The 19,281-nt window shown below is 75.3% G+C and carries 15 protein-coding genes; 6 read left to right on the top strand and 9 right to left on the bottom strand.

The window, feature by feature from the left end; genetic code table 11:
* Positions 1–61 precede the first annotated feature (61 nt).
* Together BJY14_RS41485 and panD are read right to left on the bottom strand one after the other, a co-directional pair.
* Entirely contained in the window at positions 62–1,630 is a 1,569-nt protein-coding gene (locus BJY14_RS41485) for a (2,3-dihydroxybenzoyl)adenylate synthase (RefSeq protein ID WP_179848593.1), read from the bottom strand.
* A gap of 2 nt (positions 1,631–1,632) precedes the next feature.
* The gene (gene panD / locus BJY14_RS41480; RefSeq protein WP_179848592.1) at positions 1,633–2,034 is read right to left on the bottom strand and encodes an aspartate 1-decarboxylase; all 402 of its coding nucleotides are present in this window, start codon (positions 2,032–2,034) and stop codon (positions 1,633–1,635) included.
* A 73-nt stretch (positions 2,035–2,107) separates the two neighbouring features.
* Here panD and entS point away from each other — a divergent pair, with 73 nt between their 5' ends.
* The gene (gene entS, locus BJY14_RS41475) at positions 2,108–3,355 is read left to right on the top strand and encodes an enterobactin transporter EntS (RefSeq protein WP_179848591.1); all 1,248 of its coding nucleotides are present in this window, start codon (positions 2,108–2,110) and stop codon (positions 3,353–3,355) included.
* Between the two features lie 7 nt (positions 3,356–3,362).
* On the opposite strand, the gene BJY14_RS41470 is transcribed toward entS, so the two are convergent.
* From BJY14_RS41470 to BJY14_RS41460, 3 genes are read right to left on the bottom strand one after another with little or no spacing between them, the layout of a single operon-like run.
* Positions 3,363–6,725, bottom strand: a complete 3,363-nt coding sequence (locus BJY14_RS41470; RefSeq protein ID WP_179848590.1) for a non-ribosomal peptide synthetase — start codon at positions 6,723–6,725, stop codon at positions 3,363–3,365.
* A 52-nt stretch (positions 6,726–6,777) separates the two neighbouring features.
* Positions 6,778–7,794, bottom strand: coding sequence for a FecCD family ABC transporter permease (locus BJY14_RS41465; RefSeq protein WP_179848589.1), 1,017 nt, complete (start codon positions 7,792–7,794; stop codon positions 6,778–6,780).
* The gene (locus tag BJY14_RS41460) at positions 7,791–8,840 is read right to left on the bottom strand and encodes a FecCD family ABC transporter permease (protein ID WP_179848588.1); all 1,050 of its coding nucleotides are present in this window, start codon (positions 8,838–8,840) and stop codon (positions 7,791–7,793) included. Before BJY14_RS41460 ends, BJY14_RS41465 begins: the two co-directional genes overlap by 4 nt.
* A gap of 125 nt (positions 8,841–8,965) precedes the next feature.
* Between BJY14_RS41460 and BJY14_RS41455 the strand changes: the two genes are divergently transcribed.
* From BJY14_RS41455 to BJY14_RS41435, 5 genes are all read left to right on the top strand, one after another.
* A complete protein-coding gene (locus BJY14_RS41455) occupies positions 8,966–9,634 on the top strand; it encodes a TetR/AcrR family transcriptional regulator (protein ID WP_179848587.1) in 669 nt (222 codons plus the stop codon).
* Positions 9,627–10,529 carry an ABC transporter ATP-binding protein gene (locus tag BJY14_RS41450; protein WP_179848586.1) on the top strand — a complete coding sequence of 301 codons (903 nt, stop codon included), beginning with the start codon at positions 9,627–9,629 and terminating at the stop codon, positions 10,527–10,529. The genes BJY14_RS41455 and BJY14_RS41450 overlap by 8 nt, the downstream gene beginning before the upstream one ends.
* Complete coding sequence (locus BJY14_RS41445) at positions 10,526–12,163, top strand: ABC transporter permease (RefSeq protein ID WP_179848585.1); 1,638 nt, start codon at positions 10,526–10,528, stop codon at positions 12,161–12,163. Before BJY14_RS41450 ends, BJY14_RS41445 begins: the two co-directional genes overlap by 4 nt.
* A gap of 121 nt (positions 12,164–12,284) precedes the next feature.
* Positions 12,285–12,680, top strand: a complete 396-nt coding sequence (locus BJY14_RS41440; RefSeq protein ID WP_179848584.1) for an STAS domain-containing protein — start codon at positions 12,285–12,287, stop codon at positions 12,678–12,680.
* 135 nt (positions 12,681–12,815) lie between these two features.
* The gene (locus BJY14_RS41435) at positions 12,816–13,445 is read left to right on the top strand and encodes a TetR/AcrR family transcriptional regulator (RefSeq protein ID WP_179848583.1); all 630 of its coding nucleotides are present in this window, start codon (positions 12,816–12,818) and stop codon (positions 13,443–13,445) included.
* 21 nt (positions 13,446–13,466) lie between these two features.
* On the opposite strand, the gene BJY14_RS41430 is transcribed toward BJY14_RS41435, so the two are convergent.
* From BJY14_RS41430 to BJY14_RS41415, 4 genes are all read right to left on the bottom strand, one after another.
* The gene (locus tag BJY14_RS41430) at positions 13,467–15,236 is read right to left on the bottom strand and encodes an ATP-binding protein (protein ID WP_179848582.1); all 1,770 of its coding nucleotides are present in this window, start codon (positions 15,234–15,236) and stop codon (positions 13,467–13,469) included.
* Between the two features lie 302 nt (positions 15,237–15,538).
* Positions 15,539–16,213 (bottom strand): response regulator transcription factor, encoded by a 675-nt coding sequence (locus tag BJY14_RS41425; RefSeq protein ID WP_179848581.1) that lies wholly within the window; start codon positions 16,211–16,213, stop codon positions 15,539–15,541.
* Entirely contained in the window at positions 16,204–18,024 is a 1,821-nt protein-coding gene (locus BJY14_RS47570; RefSeq protein WP_179848580.1) for a histidine kinase, read from the bottom strand. The genes BJY14_RS41425 and BJY14_RS47570 overlap by 10 nt, the downstream gene beginning before the upstream one ends.
* A 296-nt stretch (positions 18,025–18,320) precedes the next feature.
* Positions 18,321–19,280, bottom strand: a complete 960-nt coding sequence (locus BJY14_RS41415) for an aldo/keto reductase (RefSeq protein ID WP_179848579.1) — start codon at positions 19,278–19,280, stop codon at positions 18,321–18,323.
* Between the last annotated feature and the right edge of the window lies 1 nt (position 19,281).

Here is a 19,281-nt window from a genome sequence, read left to right as displayed (position 1 = left end):
CGACCACGCCCGCGGCGTTCGCGCGAAACGGTGAACACCGGGTGACGAACCGGTGGCGGTCCTATCGGAGGCGGGCGGCGAGCGCCTTCTTGCTGATCTTCCCGACCGGGGTCCGGGGGAACGCGGCGGCCGTCTCCAGACGGTCGGGGTGCTTGTAGGCGGCGACGCCCCGGGTGCGGAGGAAGTCCTTGAGCTCGCGCAGGCCGGGCGCCTCCCCGCCCTCCCTGATGATCAGGAAGGCGCAGGTGCGCTCACCCATCACCGGGTCGGGGACGCCGACCACGGCCGCGTCGTGGACCGCCGGGTGGGCCAGGAGGTGGTTCTCCAGCTCCTCGGCGGAGATCTTGTCGCCGCCCCGGTTGATCTGGTCCTTCTCGCGGCCCTCGACGATGAGGTGGCCGGACGGCAGCTCCCTGACGAGGTCGCCTGTGCGGTAGAAGCCGTCCGGGGTGAAGGAGCGGGCGTTGTGCTCGGGGGCGCGATAGTAGCCGCGGAGGGTGTACGGGCCTCGGGTGAGGAGCTCGCCCACTTCGCCCGGGGACACCTGCTTGCCGTCCTCGTCGACGACGCGGACCTCGTCGCCCGGGGAGAGGGGGCGGCCCTGGGTCCGCTCGACCAGGTCGCGGGGGTCGTCCAGGCGGGTGTAGTTGAGGAGGCCCTCGGCCATGCCGAAGACCTGCTGGACCTGGCAGCCCAGGGCGTCCGGGATCTCCGCGGCGCGTCCGGCCGCGAGCTTGGCGCCGCCCACCTGGAGCAGCTCCAGGGACGAGAGGTCCTCGTCCGACCAGGTCACCGCGTCCAGCCAGAGGAGGGCGATCGGGGGGACGACCGCGCAGACGGTGGCGCGCTCGCGCTCGATGAGGGGGAACGCCTCGTCCGGGGCGCCGGAGGGCGCGAGGACGACCGTGCCGCCCGTGGCGAAGACGCCGAGGATTCCGGGGCAGGCCAGGGCGAAGTTGTGCGCGGCCGGGAGGACGACCAGGTAGACGGTGCCACGGTCGAAGCCGCACAGGTCGGCGCTGGCCTCCAGGTTGTAGACGTAGTCGCGGTGCGTCCGGGGGATCAGCTTCGGCAGGCCGGTGGTGCCGCCGGAGAGGAGGAAGACGCCCGCGTCGGACGGCTCGGGGGCGGGGGCCACTACCGGCTCGGCGTCGACGGAGGCCAGGGGGACGAACTCCTCGGCTTCGCCTTCGACGATCACGTGGTCCACGGGGAGCGTGCGGGCCAGCTCGCGGTAGTCGAAGTCGCCGTCGCGGTCGGCGCAGATGTAGGCGCGGGCCTCGGAGAGCTCGCAGAGGTAGCGGATCTCGCTCTCGCGGTGCGCGGGGAGCGCGAGCACGGGCGCGGCGCCGATGCGGACGAGGGCGAGGAGTGCGACGACGAAGCCCGTGGTGTTCGGGAGCTGGACGACCACGCGATCGCCGCGGCGCAGGCCGAGCGCGAGGAGGCCGGCGGCGGTGCGGGCGGCGCGGGCGTCCAGGTCGGCGTAGGTGAGGCGGTCGTCGCCCGCGACCAGGGCGAGCGCGGCGGGATCGCCGCGCAGGACGTCGCCGAGGAGGCGGTCGGTCCAGTAGCCCTCGGCCTTGTAGCGGGCTTCGAGGCCGGCGGGCCAGGGGGTGACGCCGTCCACGGTCACCGCCCCGCGAGCTGGGCGGGGGCGCCGGGGACCGGCTCGGACGGGTCGGAGCCGAGGGCGACGATGCGGTTCGCGGCGTCGACGTGGACGACGCGGGGCTCGTGCCGGGACGGGTCCTGCACGCCCGCGTAGGTGATGATGATCACCAGGTCGCCGGGCTGGACGAGCCGGGCGGCCGCGCCGTTGATCCCGATGACCCCGCTGCCCGCCTCGCCGGTGATGGCGTAGGTGACGAGCCGGGCGCCGTTGTCGATGTCGACGAGGTGGACCTGCTCGCCCTCCACGATGTCGGCGGCGGCCATCAGGTCCGCGTCGATCGTCAGCGAGCCCACGTAGTGCAGGTCCGCCTGGGTGACGGTCGCCCGGTGGATCTTCCCGTTCATCAGCGTCCGCTGCACGGCTCCTCTTTCTCACGATCAACTAAGGCTAGGCTAACCTTAGCTACTCGATCCGCAGAGGAGAACCCCGAGGATGCTCCGGCGACTGGTCATCGACGTCGGGCCGCTGCGCGACAGCGTGCCGTTCCGCAACGTGTTCATCGCCCGCACCGTCTCGGTCATCGGGATCGGCATGCTGGCGGTGGCCCTTCCGGTGCAGGTGTACGGACTCACGGGGTCCACCGTGCATGTGGGCGGGGTCTCCGCCGCCGAGGGGTTCGCGCTCCTCGCGGGCTTCCTGTGGGGCGGGATGCTGGCCGACCGGCATGACCGGCGGCGCCTGATGCTGCGGGCGCGCGCGGCGGCCGGGATCGGGTTCGTCCTGCTGGCGCTCAACGCGTTCCTGCCCTCCCCCTCGCTGGCCGCCCTGTACGCGCTGGCGGCGTGGGACGGTCTGATGACCGGCGTCAGCATCACCGCGCTGCTGGCCGCGACGCCCGCGCTGGTCGCACCCGGCAAGCTCGTCGCGGCGGGGGCGCTCAACGCGCTGACGGTCCGGCTCGGGTCGATGGCCTCCCCCGCGCTCGGCGGGCTCGTCGTGTCGGCGTTCGGCGTGGGCTGGAACTACGCGGCCGCGGCGGCCGGGACGCTCGGCACCCTCGCGCTGCTGACCGGGCTGCCGCCGCTCAAGCCCGCCGCCGTGGAGGGGGCGGACGCCCATCCGCTGAAGTCCGTCTGGGACGGGTTCCGCTTCGTCGCTTCGCACCGGGTCGTCGGGTCGCTGATGCTCCTCGGACTGCTGTTCATGGTCGCCGGCGGCATCCCCGTCCTGATGCCGGCGTTCGCGATGCGGAGCCTGGACGGCGGCGCCACCACGGTCGGGCTGCTGTTCGCGGCGCCGGCGTGCGGCGCGGTGCTGGCCTCGCTGACGAGCGGCTGGGCCGGGCAGGCCCGCGCACCGGGCCTTGCTCTGCTGGTCGCGTCCGTCTCCGGGTTCGTCGCGCTCGCGTGCCTCGGTCTGGCCCGTCACCCGGCGCTCGCCGTCGCGATCCTGTTCGTCTACGGGTTCGTCCAGTCGATCGAGGAGATCCTGCGGTACGGGCTGATCCAGTCCCACACGCCCGACTCGCATCTCGGACGGGTGAACGCGCTGTGGTCGGCGCAGGAGACGGGCGGCGGCGCCATCGGATCGCTCGGCGCCGGGGCGCTCGGCCGGTACCTCGCCCCGGGCGCCGCCATCGTCCTGTACGGGACGGTCAGCGCCGTCCTCGCGCTGGCGCTGGCGCTGACCCTGACCGGGCTCCGGTCCGCGACGCTGCGGCCGGAGCCCGAGCCGGGCTGATCCCGGCTCACCCGAGGCGCGCGGTCAGCTCCTCCTCGGTCATGGCCTCGACCTCCAGCCAGATGGCGGCGATGGATTCCAGGCGTCCCGGCGTCTCCTCCAGCTCGGTGAAGCGGCGGCAGATCCGCGCGACCGTCCGCTCGGCGAACAGGACGCGGACGGGCAGCGCCGTCGTGTCGAGCGCCTCGCGCAGCCGCGCGAGTACGGTGGTCGCGAGTACGGAGTCGCCGCCGAGGGCGAAGAAGTCGGCGTCCGCGCCGACGCGTTCCCTCCCCAGCACCTCGGCGGCGATCCGGGCCAGCACCTTCTCCAGTGACGTCTCGGGCTCGGCATGGGCGGCGGTCGCCTGACCGGCCTCGGCCGCGGCGAGGTCCGTGAGGGCCTTGCGGTCCACCTTGCCGTTCGCGGTGAGCGGCAACTCGTCCACGCGCACGAGCAGTTCCGGGACCATGTGCGGCGGCAGCAGGTCGCGGACGCGGGCGAGCACGGCGTCCCGGTCGGTGCCGGCGGGCGCCGCCACGGCGGCGGCGAGCCGGCCGCCGGCCAGGAGCGCGACGGCGCGCTCCACGGCGGGGTGGTCGCGCAGCGCGGCCTCGACCTCGCCGAGCTCGATCCGGAATCCGCGCACCTTGACCTGGTGGTCGCGGCGGCCCAGGAACTCGATGGTCCCATCGGGGCGGTAGCGGGCCAGGTCGCCGGTCCGGTACCAGCGCGTGCCCTCCCGGAGAACGAACCGGTCGGCGGTCCGGGACGGGTCGCCGACGTAGCCGTCCGCGACACCGGCGCCGCCGATCCACAGCTCGCCGGTGACCCAGTCGGGGCGGTCGCGGCCCAGCTCGTCCACCACCCGGCACGCGACCCCGCGCAGCGGCGCCCCGTACGGGACGGCGTGCCAGTCGGCCGGTACGTCGCCCGCGACCTCCTGCACCGTGGAGTGGATCGCCGTCTCGGTCGTGCCGCCGAGCGCCGCGAAGCGGCAGCCCGGCGCGTTCTCCCGCAGCAACCCGGGCAGGTGCGTCCCCACCCAGTCGCCGCCGAGCAGGACGAGTCGCAGGCTCTCCGCCCGGCCCGCGCGCAGCAGCATCTCCAGGACGGACGGGACGCAGTTCAGGACGGTCACCGACCAGCGCCGCACCAGCTCGCCCCACCGGGCGGCGTCGCGCCGCTCGTCCTCGCCCGGGACGACGACCGCGCCGCCCGCGTGCCAGGCGGCGAACAGGTCGAACACCGACAGGTCGAAGTCGAGCGCCGAGACGGCGAAGGTGACGTCGTCCTCCCCGATCGCGAACCGCTCGACCAGGTCGCCGATGGTGTTCATCGCCGCGCCGTGCGAGACCTCCACGCCCTTGGGCTCCCCCGTCGAACCGGAGGTGAACAGCACGTAGGCGACCTGGTCGGGCCGCACCGCGAGCGGCCCGGGCAGCGGATCGGCCTCGGCGACGCCCCCCGGGGTGAGCGAGGCGGCGACGCCCGCGCTCGCGCGGATCCTCGCACGCCGCGCCTCCGGCTGCTCGGGGCCGATCGGGACGTAGGCGGCGCCGGTCGCCAGCACGCCGAGCACGGCGGCGGCCTGGCCGGGCCCCTTCGGCAGTTCGACCGAGACCCGGTCGCCGGGGCGGACCCCTTCGGCCGCCAGCGCCGACGCGATGCGCAGGGCGCGGCCGGCGAGCTCGCCGTAGGTCATCGTCCCGTCGTCGCCCCAGTGCAGGGCCGGGGCACCCGGGCGGCGCGCGGCGTGCTCGAAGAAGCCCTCGGTCAGCGTGCGCGCCGGTGGGGCGGGCGTGGCGTTCAGCCCGTGCCTGACGCGGAGCTGCGCGGGCGTGGCGGCGATGGCGAGGGGCGTGTCCCAGGCGGCGCCGGGCGCGCCGAGCCGGGTGACCGCGGCGGTGTAGGCGTCGAACATCGCCTCCGCGACGCCGTCCGGGAACGCGGGCAGGCGCACGTCCCAGTTCAGCAGCAGGCCGCCGGACACCTCCGTCACCTGCGCGTCCAGCAGCACCTGCGGGCCCTGCGAGATGATCCAGCCGGGTTCGCCGAACAGCTCGCGGACGCGGTCGCCGAACAGCTCGCCGAGGTTGAGGGCGCTCGTGTAGACGATCGGGGCGAGCACCTGCTCCCCGCACAGCCGCGACAGGTCGCGCAGCACCTCCAGCCCCGAGTAGTCGCTGTGCGCTCCGGCGGTGTGCAGGTTCGCCTGGAGGGCGCGGGCGCGAGCGACGAACGGAAGGTCCTCGGTGAGGTCGGCCTCCAGCATGATGGACCCGGTGAAGTCGCCGACGACCCTGTCCACGTCGGGGTGGACGGGCTCGCGGTGGAACAGCGGCAGGTTCAGCAGGAACCGCGGCGTCGCCGACCAGGCGCCGATCACCTCGGCGAACACCGCCGCGAGCGCCATGGCGGGGGTGACGCCCTCGGCGTGGGCGCGCGCGATGAAGCGGTCCTTGCCGTCCGGTGGCAGCCAGTGGTGCTTGCGCTCGACACGGTTCCCCGGCCGGGGGACGACCGGCAGCTCGGGCGGCCCGGGGAGGTCGGCGAGCCGGTCGGCCCACCAGCGGCGGTCGGCGGCGCGGGCCTGCGCGCGGGGGTCGTCGGCGAGGTACCGGGCGTAGCCGTAGCGGATCGGCGCGAGGGCCTCGCCCTCGTACAGCGCGGCGAGGTCGGCCAGCATGACGCGGTAGCTCATCGCGTCGGCGGCGACCATGTCGACGTCCAGGTGGAGGCGCGCGGCACCGCCCGGGAGGAGGCTGAGCCGGGCGTCGAAGACGCGGCCGTCCTCGATGGGGAGCCGCTGCCGCGACATCTCGTCCCGGACGCGCTCCAGCTCGGCGCCCGGGTCGTCCGACGAGCGCAGGTCGTGGACGGTGACGAGCGGCCCGGGACGTTCGGGCAGGATCCGCTGCGTCCCGTCGTCGCGGACGGCGGCGCGCAGCATCGGGTGCCGCCGCACGAGCGCGTCCACGGCCGGCTCGAAACGGGACGGGTCGATCGCGCGCCCGTCCAGCTCGACGTACAGGTGGGCGGCGACGGAGCCGAGTTCCTGGCCGGAGTCGCGGCCGATCCAGTACGCGTGCTGCATCAGCGCCAGCGGGAAGGGCTCGCCGGATTCGGCGGCGGGCTCGCCGGCCTCCGGGGCGGGCCCGGCCGAGGCCTCCACCTGGCCCTTCTCCGCGAGCAGGTCCCACCACCCGGCGAGCGTCGGACGTTCGGCCAGCTCGGCGAAGCGGATCTCGATGCCCTCGCACCGGAGCCGCCCGGTGAGCTGCATGAGCCGGATCGAGTCCATGCCCAGCTCGATGAGGTTGTCGTCCGCCTCCGCGCGTTCGCCCAGCACCTCGGCCAGCGCGGCGTGGAGCTCATCCCAGGTCAGCACGGAACTCCCTTCAAATTAGGTAAGGCTAACCTAATTGTGGTGATCCGCTCCGTCAACGCCGCCCGGGCACCGACAGCAGCCACGCCAGGTACGCGCCGCCGAGGACGCCGGTGACGACGCCGACCGGCACCGCGACCGGCAGGTGCAGCGCGACGAGGTCCGCGCTCGCCAGCAGCGCGGCCCCGGTCAGCGCGGCGGGCAGCAGCTGCGCGCCGGGGCGGCGGGTCAGCCGCCGGGCGAGCTGCGGCGCGGCGAGCGCCACGAACGGGACGGGCCCTGCCGCCGCGGTCGCCGCCGCGACGAGCCCCACCCCGGCGACCGTCAGCAGCGCCCGCGTCCGCTGGACGGGCACGCCGAGCGCCCGCGCGGCGTCGTCGCCGAGCTCGCCCATGCCGAGCGACCGGGCCGGCAGCAGCGCCGCGGGGACGAGCACGGCCAGCGCGAGCGCGAGCGGGACGGCCTGGCTCCAGTCCCTCCCGTTGAGGCTGCCGGTGAGCCAGAACGCGGCCTCGTAGGCGTCGCGCAGTTCGGCGCGGGTGATGAGGTAGGAGTTGAGCGCCTCCAGCATCGCCGCCGCCGCGACGCCGATCAGCACGAGCCGGACGCCGTGCACGCCGCCGCCCCGGCGGTAGGCCACCAGGTACACCGCGAGCGCGGTCAGCACCGCGCCCGCGACCGAACTGGCGGTGATCGCGACCGCGCCGCCGCCGAACACCAGGATCTGCAGCAGCGCGCCCGTCGCCGACCCGGTCGTGAAGCCGATGAGGTCGGGGCTGCCGAGGGGGTTGCGGGAGATGCTCTGGAAGATCGCCCCGGACAGGCCGAGCGCCAGACCGGCGAGCAGGCCGGTGACGGCGCGGGGCAGGCGCAGGGTCGTGACGATGAACTCGGTGGCCTGGTCTCCCCGGCCGAGCAGGACGCGCACCACGTCCGGCGGCGCGATGGGGAACTCACCGGAGCCGACCACGAGGACGGCCGCGCAGGCGGCCACCGCCGCCAGCACGCCGCAGACCGCCGCCGTGCGCGGCTCCCATCGCAGCGACACCCCGGCCGCACGGATGACTCTCATAGGTCGCGCGTCCTCCCCCTGCGGACCATCACCGCGAACAGCGGCGCCCCGAGGAACGCGGTGACGATGCCGGTCTCCAGCTCTCCGGGCGCGACGACGCGGCCGAGGATGTCGGCGCCGAGCAGCAGGACGGGCGCCAGGAGCAGCGAGTAGGGCAGGACGAGCCGCTGGTCCGGGCCGACCGCCGTCCGGACGACGAAGGGGACGGCCAGCCCGAGGAACGTGACGGGCCCGGCCGCCGCCGTCGCGGCCCCGCACAGCAGCACCACCGCGAGGGCCCCGAGCGCCCTCGTCCGGCCGGGGCTGGAGCCGAGGGCGCGGCCCGCATCGTCGCCGAGGCCGAGGGCGTTGAGCGGGCGGGCGAGCGCCAGCGCCAGCAGCGTCCCGGCGACGATGAACGGCAGGACGCGCAGGAAGACCGGCATGTCGCGGCCGCCGAGCGAACCGACCTGCCAGAACCGGAAGCCGCCGAAGGTGCGCGGGGTGAAGAGCATCACGCCGGCCGTCATCGCGCTGAAGACGGCGTTCACGGCGGCCCCGGCGAGCACCAGCCGCGCCGGGGAGGCGCCGCCGCGGCCCCGGGCGCCGATCAGGTGGACGAGGACCGCCGCGCCCGCCGCCCCGGCGAACGCGGCCCACACGTAGACGAGCAGGTCGTCGACGCGGAACGCGGCGATGACGAGGACGACCGCGAGGGCCGCGCCGCCGTTCACGCCGAGCAGTCCCGGTTCGGCGAGCGGGTTGCGGGTGAGCGCCTGCATCACCGCGCCCGCCAGCCCGAGCGCCATGCCGACGGCGACGCCGAGGAGGGTACGGGGCAGGCGCAGCTCGTGGACGATCAGCTGCGCCCGGGAGCCGTCGTCCGGGGAGAACACCCCGGGAAGCACGTCCGCGATCGGGACGTCACCGGCGCCGATCGCGAGGCTGGCCGCGACCGTCAGCAGCAGCGCCGCCGCGAGCAGGGCCGTCCCGAAGGGATGCGCGCCGCGCGACGGCCCCTGCCGTTCCGGGGATTTCGGCGGGCGTTCTCGCGCGGGGGAAACCACGAAGTAAGGCTAGCCTAAGCTAACTCACTCCCTCAATCCCTGCCGCGCCCTCTCGCACCCGTCGCCAATACAGACGTATGGTATACATACATATTGGAAGCCGGACATCTGTATTGGAGGCGAGAATGGCGAGGACCGCCGCGGGCCCGGCGCCCGAGGACCTGACGGCGCGGGCCAAGATCCGTGACGTGGCGCTGCTGCAGTTCGCCGAGCACGGCATGAGGGGCGCGACGTTCCGCGGGATCGCCGAGGCCGCCGGGGTCTCGGTGGGGCTCGTCCAGCACCACTTCGGCTCGAAGGAGGAACTGCGCGAGGCGTGCGACGCCTACGCGCTCGACACGGTCCGCGACCTCAGCTCGACGTCCGCCGGCCGGGCGATGGGCGACCCCGGTTTCCTGGCCGCGGCCGTCCAGGCCGACCTTCCCGTGCGGCGCTACCTGGCACGCGCGCTCGTCGACGGCTCGGCGGCGGCGGCCCGCATGTTCGACGACCTGGTCGCGGTGACCGAGCGGTACATGGCGGACCCGCCGCCCGGAACCTTCGCGCCCACCACCCGCGACGCGCGGGCCTACGCCGCCGCGATCGTCGCGATGACGACGGGGATCGAGGTGCTGCACCAGCACCTCAGCCGGGTCCTCGGCGCCGACACCTTCACCCCCGAGGGGTCGCTCCGGCTGCGCCGCGCGGTCCTGGAGATCTTCGACGACCGCCTGCTCGAACGGGAGACCGTCGCGCGCGCCCACGCGGCGATGGACCAGTACGAGGCCGGTCTCAAGGGAGACGACGATGAATGACGTGGTCCGGGCCGAGGGCCTGGTCAAGACGTTCGGCCCGACGCGCGCGCTCGACGGCCTCGACCTGCGCGTGGCGACCGGCGAGGTGCACGGGTTCCTCGGCCCCAACGGCGCCGGGAAGTCCACGACCATCCGCGTCCTGCTCGGGCTGATGCGCGCCGACTCCGGGGACGCGAGCCTGCTCGGCGGCGACCCGTGGCGCGACGCCACCGCCCTGCACCGCCGCATCGCCTACGTCCCGGGCGACGTCACGCTGTGGCCGAACCTGTCCGGCGGCGAGGTCATCGACCTGCTCGGGCGGCTGCGCGGCGGGCTCGACGGGAACCGGCGGGACGAGCTCCTCGACCGCTTCGAGCTCGACCCGAAGAAGAAGGGCCGCGCCTACTCCAAGGGCAACCGGCAGAAGGTCGCCCTCGTCGCGGCGTTCGCGTCCGACGCGGAGCTGCTCATCCTCGACGAGCCGACCTCCGGCCTCGATCCGCTCATGGAGGAGGTCTTCCAGGAGTGCGTGCGGGAGGAGAGGCGCGACGGGCGCACCGTCCTGCTGTCCAGCCACATCCTCAGCGAGGTCGAGGCGCTCTGCGACCGCGTCACCATCATCCGCAAGGGCCGGACGGTCGAGACCGGCACGCTCGACGAGCTGCGGCACCTGACGCGCACGTCCATCCACGCCGAGCTCGCCGCGGCCCCGGACGGCGTCCCGCTGCCGGGGGCGCACGACGTCCGCATCGACGGCAACACCATCACGTTCGAGGTCGACACCCCCGAGCTGGACGCCGCGCTCAAGGAGCTCACCCGGATCGGCGTGCGGACCCTGTCGAGCCGGCCGCCCACGCTCGAAGAGCTGTTCCTGCGCCACTACGAGGACGACCTCGCCAGGGAGACCGCCAGATGACCGCCACGACCCTGCACGCCCCGGCGTGGGCCGCCGGCCGCGACGGCGGCCTCACCGGCACCGGCATGCTGCTGAAGAGCTGGCTGCGCCGCGACCGCGTCATGATGCCGGCCTGGATCTACGGGCTCACCGCGCTCGTCTCCAGCACCGTCTACAGCCTCAAGCACGAGTACGACACGCCCTCGGCGCTCGCGGGCTTCGCGCGCGGCATCAACGACAACCCGTCCACGCGGGCGCTCTACGGGCCCGTCCTGAACGACGGCAGCGTCGCGGGGCTCAGCGCGTGGCGGGTCGGCGCGACCGGCGCCGCGTTCACCGCGGTGATGTGCGTCCTGCTCGTCGTCCGGCACACGCGGGCCGAGGAGGAGGCCGGCCGGCTGGAGCTGGTCGGCGCCGCCGCCGTCGGGCGCCGCGCGCCGCTCACCGCGGCGCTCCTGACCGCCGTGACCGCCGCCGGGACCCTGGCCGCCGCGGCCGCCCTCGTCATGATCCTGTTCGGGCTGCCGGTGGCCGGCTCGGTCGCGTTCGGGCTGTCCTGGTTCGGCGCCGGGCTGGTGTTCTCGGGCGTCGCGGCGCTCACGGCCCAGCTCGCCGAGACCTCGCGCCTGGCCAACGGGCTGGCGCTCGCCGTCCTCGGCGCGGCCTACCTGCTGCGCGCCGTGGCCGACGCGGGCTCGGCGCACTGGCTGTCGTGGCTGTCGCCGATCGGCTGGGCGCAGCGCCTCCGCCCGTGCGCGGACGAGCAGTGGGCCGTCCTGCTGCTCCCTCTCGCCGCGTTCGTGCTGCTGGTCGCCGCCGCCTACCTGCTGACCGAGCGCCGCGACCTCGGCGCCGGGATCCTCGCGCCGTCCCTCGGCCCCGCGCACGCCCCGCAGTCCCTGCGCGGCCCGTTCACCCTGTGGTGGCGGCTCCAACGCGGGACGCTGCTCGGCTGGGCCGCCGGGTTCCTGGTGTACGGGCTGGCCATCGGCGGCGTCGCGGACGGCGTCGGCGACCTGGTCAACGGAAGCGACGCCGTCCTGAACGACATCCGCAAGATGGGGGGCCAGCAGGACGTCGCGGACGCGTTCCTCGCCACGGCCATGGGTCTCATGGCGCTGTTCACCGCCGCCTACGCGGTGCAGAGCGTCCTGCGGCTGCGCGCGGAGGAGAGCGGCGGGCGCCTGGAGCCCGTCCTCGCGACCGCCGTCGGCCGCACCCGCTGGGCCGTCGCCGCCCTGGCCGGCACCGTCGCGGGGACGGTGGTCATGCTCACCGCCACCGGGCTGGCCGTGGGCCTGGTCCACGGCGCCCGATCGGGCGACCTGGCCGGTCAGCTCCCCCGCCAGCTCGGCGCGGCGCTGGCCCAGCTCCCGTCGGTCTGGGTCGTCGCCGCGGCCGCGATGCTGCTGTTCGGGGCACTCCCCCGCGCGACGTCCGCCGCATGGGGCGTCCTCGCGGTCTTCCTGCTCCTCGGCCAGGTGGGGCCGCTGCTGGGCCTCCCGCAGGCGGTGATGGACCTGTCCCCCTTCACCCACACCCCGAAGCTGCCCGGCGCCGGCGCCGACCCGCTCCCCCTCCTCGCGCTCACCGCGGTGGCGGCCGTCCTGGCGGCGGCCGGGCTGGCCGCGTTCCGCCGCCGCGACGTCGCCTGACCTTCGCCCTCGGGGGTTTCCGGGCGGGCGCCGGCAGGTCCGCCCGGGAACCCGCATGACCTCCCCTTTCATGGGTACTCCGCAGTCTTGCGCAATCTTGTGACTACGGGAGGTGATCGTCATGTCCATCGGAGCCGGCGAGACGCCGGAGGGAACCCCCATCGATCCGTTGCGGGTCCGCAGCGACGTCCGCGGGCCCTGCCTGCTGGTCGAGGCGGAGGGAGAGCTCACGATCCTGACGGCCGACGCGCTGCGCGAGCACGTCCTGGCCGACATGCGGGCCATGAGCGGTCCGCCGCTGATCGTCCTGGACGTGGGCGAGGTGAGCTTCTGCGACTCCTCGGGACTGAACGCGATGATCACCCTGTGGAAGGCCGCCCACGGGGCCGGGGGCGAGCTCGTCCTGGCCCGCCCGGAGCGCCGGTTCCGCACGATCATCGAACGCAGCGGCCTGGACCGGCACCTCATCGCACACCCGACCACCGAGCAGGCCCTCGACGCTCTCTCCGCACGCTGAACCCGCCGTCCGCACCCCGGGCCCTTGCCCCCGCCCTCACTCACCACCGGCGAGGGCCCATGCGACGCCCCGACTCCCCCGCCCCGCGCCGTCGCTCGGCCGGGCGGGCGCGTGGCGGCTAGAGTCGGCCGCACGATGACGAGCGACGACGAACTCCTGCGGAGCCTGCTCACCGGCGGCCCGCAGAGCGAGCCGCGGACCGACCGCATCCTGGACGCCGCCCTGCGGTCCTTCGAGACCTACGGGCCGCGCCGCACCACCATGGACGACGTCGCGCGCGAGTCCGGCCTCGGCCGCGCCACGATCTACCGCCGCTTCCCGACCAAGGGCGACCTCCTCACCGGCGTGCTGCTGCGGGAGGCGCGGCGCTTCTTCGCCGAACTGGACGAGGCCGTCGCGGCGCTGCCCACCCTGGAGGAGCGGCTCGTCGAGGGGTTCGCCGTCGCCCTGCGCATCAGCCGCGAGCAGCGGCTCATGACCCGCCTCATGGTCGTCGAGCCCGAGCTGTTCCTGCCGCACGCCACGGTCAGGGCCGGGCCCCTGCTCGCCGCCGCCCGCGGCTACCTCGCCGGCCGGCTGCGCACCGCGCAGCGCCTCGGCGCCGCCCCGGCGGACGTCGACCCCGAGGTCGTCGCGGAGATCCTGGTGCGCCTCACGCACTCCCTCGTCCTCACCCCGGACGGCCACATCCCCCTCGACGACGCGGGCGCGCGCGACTTCGCCCGCCGCTACCTCCTGCCGATCGTCCGCAACGCCCCCGCCTGACCGCGCGGCGCGCCCGCCGGGTCAGGCGCCGCCCCCGGACGGCAGGACGATGCGCACCGTGGTGCCCTCACCCGGCGGGCTCTCGACGGTGACCTGGCCCCGCAGCGCGCGGACGCGGTCGGTGAGGCCCGCCAGGCCGCCGCCCGGGTCCGGGGCGGCGCCGCCGACGCCGTCGTCGCGCACCTCGGCGGCGATCCCGTCCGGCCCCGGGCGGACGGCCAGGTGGATCGCGTCGGCCCGGGCGTGCTTGACGGCGTTGGTGAGGGCCTCGCAGAGCGCGAAGTAGAGGGTCGACTCGATCTCGGGCGGGAACCGGCCCGCGGGCATGTCGAGATGGACGGGGACGGCCGTGCGGGCCGCGACCAGCTCCATCGCCGGGCCCAGCCCCGCGTCGGCGAGGATCGCCGGGTGCATGCCGCGGGCCAGGGCCTCCAGCTCGGCGACCGCCTCGGCCAGCTCGCGCCGGCAGGTGCGGGCCTGCTCGCGGGCCCGCGGGTCGGCCGCCGCGTCCTCCAGCCGGGCGAGCATCTCCTCCAGGGCGTGGAGCCGCTGCTGCGCGCTGTGCTTCAGGTCGGCGGCGAGGCGCTCGCGCTCGGCCGCCTGGATGCGCACCAGACGCTCGCGCGCCTCGCGCGCCCGTTCCAGATTGGCCTGCGCGGCGGCCTGGAGGCGCACGGTCTCCAGCGCGCGGCCGCCCGCGACCAGCGCCGCCTCGACGAGCGGCTCGTGGTCGCCGAGCGCGGCGTCGAGGTCGACGGTGGCGAGGGGCTCGCCGCCGGACGTGCGGACCCGGTGCCGCCGGCGTCCCGCGGCGCCTCCGGCGGGCGCGGCGCGCATGCGGCGGCCGTCGACGTCGACGTAGCCGCCGTCCGCCCACATCCACAGGTCCAGGGCGCCGTCGCCGAGGACGGTGCGGAGCGCGTCGCGGACGCGCGCCACCGAGAGGGGGCCGACGAGCAGGCGCTGCATCCGCTCGGCGACGGTCAGCTCGGCCAGCCGGGCGCGCAGCGCGGTGCCGAGGAACGCCAGCGGCAGCACCGTGGCGAAGACGCCCTGGAAGAGGTAGACGTCCAGGACGTCCGCCAGCTCCGCGTCGCTGCCGATGAGCGTGCTCTGCACCACCAGGGCGCCGGAGACGCCGAACGTCACGGCGACCGCGACGGGAACGGTGAGGGCGCGGTCCAGCCGCCCCGTGCGCGGCAGGCGGGCCACCAGGATCACCACGAGGGCGCCGGCCAGCAGGGTCATCGCGGCGGCCAGTCCCCGCTGGACGCCGTGGAACACCTCGTGCTCGGGACGCAGCGCCGGCCAGGCCACCGACGCCGCGAAGCCGTTCCAGGCCGGCCGGGAGACCGCGCACAGCAGCGCCTGCCCGCCGACCATGATCACGACGGCGGCGGCGGTCCACAGCCTCGCGGCGGCGCCCTCCAGCCGCCCGGCCGGGTACAGCAGGACGCCGACGCCGATCGCGGCGAAGAACACCGACTGCGCGAACACCGACACCAGCGGCGCCGCGCCGGTGTTCCAGGCCGCCGCCCAGGTGACGGCCCACGCCGCGGCGGCGGCGACGAACGCCGCGCCGGTGCGCCGGCCGGTCCGCCCCGCCGCGAACAGCCCGCCCGCGACGGCGAACCCGCCGCAGCAGACCAGGGTGACCGCGGCGGCGGCGGGCTGGGCGCGCCAGTGCGGCCAGCCGCAGGCCAGCGCCGCGCCCGCGACCGCCGCGCCCGCGGCCAGGGCGCGGCGGACCCGTGCGCCGAGCCACGGCGGCCACCGGAGGACGGGCCTCACCGCGATCCTTCCGTTGTCGTCCCGGGAAACCACCGCCCCGGAAGGGGGGTTTCCCGGATGTGCGCGCAGGGCGGCGCCGGGAGCATGGGAACGTGCCGGGAACGGCCGCGTCACGAGCCCGTGTACGGGCCCGTGGTGCCTCGCGGTGGCGTGCGGGGGCCACCACCGGGGTCACCTGACGCGACCGGACTCGCACAGGCAGTTTTCCCCACCGCCGCCGTCCGGCGCGAGGGCCTGTTACCCGATCGATGCGCGGGACGCGGGTGGCGGCGGCGGCCGCGCGCCGGGGTGTCCGGTTCCGGTCAGCGGGTCTCGGCGGCGCGCAGCCAGGTCAGGACGGCGAGCACGCGCTTGTTGCTGTCCTGGGGACCGGGCGGCCCGCCGGGCGTGGTGATCTTGAGCTTGGCGAAGATGGCCCGCACATGGTCCTCGACCGTACGGGCGGACAGGTGCAGCCGCCTGCCGATGCCGGCGTTGGAGTGCCCCTCCGCCATCAGCTCCAGGACCTCCCGCTCGCGCCCCGACAGCCGGGACAGCTCCTGCTCGCGGTGCCGCGCCTCGACCAGCCTGGTCACCACGTCGGGGTCGATGACGACCTCGCCGCGGATGACCCGCTCCAGCGCCGAGCGCAGGTTCTCCACGTCCGTGACGTGGTCCTTCAGCAGGTATCCGACGCCGCGCGGCCTGCCGCGGAACAGCTCCATCGCCTGCGGGGTCTCGTTGAAGGCCGACAGGACCAGGACGCCGAGGCCGGGATGGCGCTCCAGGAGCCGGCGCGCCGCGACGACGCCCTCGTTGGTGAACGTGGGCGGCATGTGCAGGTCGACGATGGCGACGTCGGGCGGGTCGTCGGCGACGTGGGCCAGCAGCTCCTCGCCGGAGCCCGCGGACACCACCACCTCGATCCCGACCGTGGTGAGAAGGGTGACCAGAGCCTGCCGGAAGATTCCGCTGTCCTCCGCCACGGCTACTCGCATGGCAGGTCCATCCTTACCGTCATGCCCGCGCGGGGGCCGCCGCCGACTTCCATCTCTCCGCGCAGCGCCCTGATCCGGCCGGAGGGACCGGCCAGGTCGGCGGCGGGATCATCGGCGGGGCCACCGGGGCGGGCGCCGTCGAGCCCCACCTCGGCCACCACCCGCCCGTCCTCCTCGCCGACCCGTACGAAGACCCGGGTGGCACACGCGCGCTCGACAGCGTACGACAGCGTCTCGCACAGCGCGGAGTAAAGCGTGGACTCGATCTCGCGGGAGAAGCGGCGCGGCGTGACGTCGAGCGCGACGCGGGTGCCGAGCCGCTCGGCGACGACCTCCAGCGCAGGGCCGAGGCCGTCCTGGACGAGCAGCGCCGGCTGCACCTCCCGGGCCAGCGCCCGCAACTGCGCGAGGGCCTCCTTCAGCTCGGCGCGGCAGGCGCGGGCGTGCTCCTTGACCGCCGGGTCGCCGGTGACGGCCTCCAGCGTGCCGAGCATCGCGCCGAGCGCCAGCAGCCGCTGCTGCGCGCCGTCGTGCAGGTCGCGGGCGAGCCGCGCGCGCTCGGCGGTCTCGGCCCGCACGAGGCGCCGGTAGGCGGCCCTGACCTGTTCGAGACCCGCGTGCACGCCGGCCTGGAGCTGCGCGGTCTCCAGTGCCCGGCCACCCGCGACGAGCGCGGCCTCCACGAGGGAGCCGTGGTCGCGCAGCGCGCCGCCGAGCTCGACGACGGCGAGCGGTGCCCCGGCGGCGCCGCGCACCCGGTGCCGCCAGCGCCCGCCGTCGCCCGCCGGAGCGTCGTCCGCCGGGCCGTCGTCCGCGCCGCCGGTGTCCGGGTCCAGGTCGACGGGGCGCCCGGCGGTGTCGACGTAGGTGCCCTCCGTCGGCGCCCAGAACCAGAGCTCCAGGGTCGGGTCGTGCAGGACGTCGCGCAACGCGTCGCGGACCCGTTCCACCGACACCGGGGCGGTCAGCCGGAGCATCCGTCCCGCGACGGTCAGCTCCGCGAGGCGGACCCGCAGCCCGGAGGCGAGCAGCGTCAGCGGGACGAGCACGACGACCGCGCCCTGGACCACGTAGACGTGCAGCAGGTCGTCCAGCGGGATCGACGCCTCCATGATCGGCTTCTGCGTGAACGCCGCCGAGACGCCGACGAACCCGATCGCGACCGTCACGGGCAGGGCGAGGAGGCGCCGCAACCGGCCCATCCGCGGCAGCCGCAGCAGCAGGACGACGGCGAACGAGAGGGCAAGAAGGAGGTAGAGCGCGGCGGAGACCTGCAGGACGACCTTGAAGACCTCCAGGTCGGGGTAGAGGGCGGGCCACCACACCGACTCGCCCCGGAACGCGGCCCACTCCGGCTCGGACGTGACCCACAGCGCGGTGGGGCAGCCCCACAGGACCACGCACGCCACGACCGTCCAGATCCGGTCACCCAGGTACTCCAGCCGCCCGCCGGGGTAGAGCAGGACGCCGACGGCGAGTGCGAGGTAGAAGTCGGCCTGGGCGTAGGGCGACATGATGGGCCCGACGGTCGCGTCCCAGCTCGCGGCCCAGTTGACCGCCCAGAACACCGACGCGGCCGCGAACAGCAGCCCGGTGCGGCGGGTGCGCGGCCCGGTCGCGAGCAGCACGCCCACCACGGCGATGGCGGCGCAGCTGACCAGCGTGATCGCGGCGGCGGCCGGATGGTCGCGCCAGTACGGCCAGCCCGCGAGGAGCGCCAGCCCCGCGACCACCGCACCGGCGACGAGGGCGCGCCTCGTCTCCGTCCCGAACCACGGCGGCGACCTGCGCCTGCGTGGCGCGGAAATCACCACGACCATCCTTTCCATGCTGGGACCTCGGCCGGCGTCCTGCCACCGCGAACCCACGGGACGCGGGTCCGTGCTTTCCCGGGGCCGCGACGGCCGCGCGCCCCCTGTTCGAAGCGGTGCGCGGGCGCACCGGCATCCTCCCCGACCCCGGGCCCGCTCCCGAACGGCGTTATCCGATCGATGCGCGAGCCGTTGCGGCGGTGCCGTCCCGATCGCGCGCGGCGGCCGGGCGGCAGCGCGACGAGGCGCGTCCGGACCGCCCCCCGCCGGTCCGGACGCGCCTCACCGTCCGCGGCTCACGGACCTTCGGGGTCGACCGCGTCGCGGTCCGCCCAGAAGGGCTCCATCAGGGAGCGCAGCCGCTCCGCGCCGACGCGCTCCAGCACGTCCAGCGCCGCGATGTTGTCGGTCAGCTGCTTCATGCCGCGCGCGCCGAACAGGACGGTCGCGGTGGCGGGATGCGTGAGCGTGAACGCGATGCACAGCTGCGCCGGCGTCGCGTCCAGTTCGGCGCCCAGCCCGGCGATGCCCTCGGCGGCCTCCAGGATGCGGGGGCGGATCTCCCCCGGGTCGCGCCCGATCTGCCGGGACGGCCTGGTGTTCCCCGCGAGGATGCCGCCCTCCAGGACGTCCGACGCCTGCATGGCCACGCCCTCGGCGAAGACGGCGGCGAACGGCTCGCCGTCGGGGATGGAGCGCCGGCACGGGCTGTACTTCAGCTGCGCGAGCTGCGGTCCCGGGGAGCCCGCGGCGAGCGCGTGCTCGCGGATCGTCCGGATCGCCGTGGCCGACCAGTTGTTGACGCCCCAGCAGCCGAGGAGGCCCTCCTTCTCCAGCCCGGCGAGGTCCTCGGCGAGCCGCCTCAGGTCGATGTCGTCGCGGCGGATGTCGCCGAGGACGGCCACGTCCGCGTGGTCGGCGCCGACGCGGAACAGCGCGCCCGCGAGCTGGTCGCGCAGCGACCGCCCGGGATACCCCTCCAGCCACAGCTTGGTGGACAGCAGGTAGTCGTCTCGGGCGATCCCGGCGGCGCGCACGATCGCGGAGAACAGCACGTCGGTGAACACCGGCGGGTGGCCGGGCATCCCGTAGACGGCGACGTCGAAGAGGTCGATGCCGGAGTCGACGGCGTGCCGGACCATGGCGACGGAGTCGGCGAAGTCCATCCGGTCGTAGGTGTGCCAGGAGCCGAGGGACAGCACGGACGCCTCGGGTCCGGCGGCGCCGAGCCGGCGGCGGGGGATCTGCGTGGGCACG

The organism is Actinomadura luteofluorescens (assembly GCF_013409365.1).
Classification (GTDB): domain Bacteria; phylum Actinomycetota; class Actinomycetes; order Streptosporangiales; family Streptosporangiaceae; genus Spirillospora; species Spirillospora luteofluorescens.
Note: the sequence above shows the minus strand (reverse complement) of the source record. Positions and strands in the feature narration are given on the sequence as shown.

Coding starts and splice junctions, on each gene's coding strand:
- BJY14_RS41450 (WP_179848586.1), top strand. CDS start 9,627: ATGAATGACGTGGTCCGGGCCGAGGGCCTGGTCAAGACGTTCGGCCCG.
- BJY14_RS41435 (WP_179848583.1), top strand. CDS start 12,816: ATGACGAGCGACGACGAACTCCTGCGGAGCCTGCTCACCGGCGGCCCG.
- BJY14_RS41455 (WP_179848587.1), top strand. CDS start 8,966: ATGGCGAGGACCGCCGCGGGCCCGGCGCCCGAGGACCTGACGGCGCGG.
- entS (WP_179848591.1), top strand. CDS start 2,108: ATGCTCCGGCGACTGGTCATCGACGTCGGGCCGCTGCGCGACAGCGTG.
- BJY14_RS41440 (WP_179848584.1), top strand. CDS start 12,285: ATGTCCATCGGAGCCGGCGAGACGCCGGAGGGAACCCCCATCGATCCG.
- BJY14_RS41445 (WP_179848585.1), top strand. CDS start 10,526: ATGACCGCCACGACCCTGCACGCCCCGGCGTGGGCCGCCGGCCGCGAC.
- BJY14_RS41465 (WP_179848589.1), bottom strand. CDS start 7,794: ATGAGAGTCATCCGTGCGGCCGGGGTGTCGCTGCGATGGGAGCCGCGC.
- BJY14_RS41425 (WP_179848581.1), bottom strand. CDS start 16,213: ATGCGAGTAGCCGTGGCGGAGGACAGCGGAATCTTCCGGCAGGCTCTG.